Here is a 2,443-nt window from a genome sequence, read left to right on the forward strand (position 1 = left end):
GCGCACAGGCGCGCAAGAGGGGCGACCTGGTGAAGGTCGCAAAAAGCGATCGTCTGCACATCGTCTCCGGCCGCGATCATCCCGTTCTTGTCCAGTTCTGCGTCAGCAACGATTACATGCACGTCGGAGAGCTAACTATCCCCGTGGGTGGCGTTGGACCGCGCGCGAGCGAACCCGACAGCCATGAAGGGGACGCAGTCTTCTACATCCTGCAAGGCCCCGCGACCTTCTATTTGGCGGATACCGACGAAACCTTTCACATCCGTGACGGCGAGTCTTTCTTCCTGCCGGGCGGCATCAGCTACCAGTGCCTAAACTACGGCTCTAACCCGATCCGGGTGGTCTTCACGATCGCACCGGGACTTTAAGCCGAAAATTTGAATCTCAGTTTGCCAAGTTTCGCCGCGGACCCGTTCCGCGGATGGGAAAGCTTTGTCTTGTCACCACCAGGGAGGATCATGTGACAATTTTTAGACGGACGTTAATCTTCGGTGCTGCTCTCGGGCTCACCGCTTCGCTTTCCTTCAGCCCAGCGCTTGCACAGCAGGCGGACTATTCGAAGGTGTTTCCTGGCATCTTGATGGACAAGGACATTAAGCCCACAGGCCAGGAAGTGAAACCTGTTAAAAAGGATAACCGCCCGCTCAAGGTCGGTTTCCTGCCGACGGCGATGGACACCTACTATCAGCGTGTTCTAGCCGGCGTGAAAGAAGAAATCGACAAGCGCGGTGGCGACGGCGCTATCCAGCTTCTCGTGCAGGCTCCGAGCAGCCAGTCTGCCACGGACGACCAGATCAGAACAATGGAAGCCTGGATCAACGACGGTGTCGATGCGATCGCGGTTGCCCTATACAACGAAGGCGCATTGCTCCCCTCGATCCGGCGCGCGACCGAGGCGGGCATTCCGATCTTCCTCTTCAACTCACCCGTCGCCGATAATCCATATTATGTCAGCGATATTGGCTACGACCAGAGTGACGGCGGTCGTGCGCAGGCGCAGTGGCTGGTTGACACCTATGGCGACAAGGAAGTCAAGCTCGGGATACTGGAGGGCCTGCCCGGTCCGCATACGAGCCAGCGCATGAAGGGCTTCAACGAGATCATCTCGAAGCATCCCAACTTCAAAATCGTCGCTCAGCAGCCGGCTGGCTGGGTTCGTGCCCAGGGCCTGTCGGTGACCGAAAACATGTTTACCGCCAACCCCGACATCGAAGTCCTCGTCGCGCTCTACGACGAGATGGCCCTTGGCGGTCTGCAGGCCCTCAAGGCTAAGGGGCTGAACGGCAAGGTGGCGATCGTCGGCTACGAAAATATGAAGGAAGCCAACGACGCGATCCTCACCGGCGACTTTGCAGCAACGGTCGACACCGGGGCCAAGGAAGAAGGTCGCAACATCATTCGAGCGGTGGATGAGTTCGCGATGAAGGGCAACGCCCTGCCGAAGAAGATCTTCGTGGCGCCCAAAACCTACGATGCGAAGAACATCAAGACCTTCGATCAGAACGACTACGTCTACGTTCAGCAGAAGTAGACGTGACAATACGCGGCCCTGCCTTGCGCGGGGCCGTCCACTAAAAAAGGGCGACCTGAATGACAAACGCTCCGCTGCTCGAGATGAAAGGCATCGCCAAACGCTTCGGCAACACGAAGGCGCTTGATGGCATCGACCTCGTACTCAAACCCGGCGAGGTTCTCGGCCTGGTTGGCGAGAACGGCGCAGGCAAGTCGACGCTGATGAAAATCCTCTCCGGTGCATATGCACGCGACGAAGGCACCATTGCTGTCAGAGGTAAGGTGGTCGATCTGAACAATCCCAAAGACGGGTCCAGGGCAGGCATCGCGATCATCTACCAGGAACTGAGCCTGTTTCCGGACTTTGATGCCGCCGAAAACATATTCGCTGGCAGGGAGCTGCGCCGCGGGCGCTCAAGTGCATCGCCGCTTGACCATTCGGCCATGCGGGCAGCCGCCTCGCGTATCCTGAAGGGCGAGTTAGGCGTGGACGTGCCTCTCGACAGGCCAGTTCGAGAGCTCAGCCTCTCGCATCGGCAGATGATCGAGATCGCCAAAGCCATCAGCAGCAATGCCGATATCATCATCATGGACGAGCCGACCGAAGCGCTCGAGGAGGTCGAACGCAAACAGCTGTTCGCCATCATCAAGAAGCTTCAGCAGGCAGGCAAAGCTCTCATATATGTGTCTCACCGAATCCAGGAACTCCTCGGCATCGTCAGCCGCGTGATGGTCCTGCGCGATGGCAGCACGGTCGCGGACCTGCCCGTATCGGACCTCGACGTAGACAAGGTCGTCGGTGCGATGATCGGCGGGGCTCTCGCCAAAAAATTTCCTCCCCGCGGCACGGCACGGGCGGACCCCCCGGTGGGCGTTGTCGGGGTGCACCCAAGAGGGGGCGTGCAAGACGCCCCCATCTCCGTGCCACAGG

At 59.1% G+C, this 2,443-nt stretch carries 3 protein-coding genes; all 3 read left to right on the top strand.

All coding sequences use genetic code 11. The features are described 5' to 3' along the window. Positions 1 to 368: cupin domain-containing protein (locus tag C9413_RS31080; RefSeq protein ID WP_170251404.1), on the top strand; the 368-nt coding region annotated here is incomplete at its 5' end. 92 nt (positions 369 to 460) lie between these two features. Continuing rightward, positions 461 to 1,531 carry a sugar ABC transporter substrate-binding protein gene (locus C9413_RS31085; RefSeq protein WP_040113993.1) on the top strand — a complete coding sequence of 357 codons (1,071 nt, stop codon included), beginning with the start codon at positions 461 to 463 and terminating at the stop codon, positions 1,529 to 1,531. A gap of 59 nt (positions 1,532 to 1,590) precedes the next feature. Beyond that, on the top strand, positions 1,591 to 2,443 hold an 853-nt coding region (locus tag C9413_RS31090; protein ID WP_170251405.1), incomplete at its 3' end, for an ATP-binding cassette domain-containing protein.

It is taken from the genome of Rhizobium sp. SEMIA 4085 (assembly GCF_013004495.1).
GTDB lineage: Bacteria > Pseudomonadota > Alphaproteobacteria > Rhizobiales > Rhizobiaceae > Rhizobium > Rhizobium gallicum.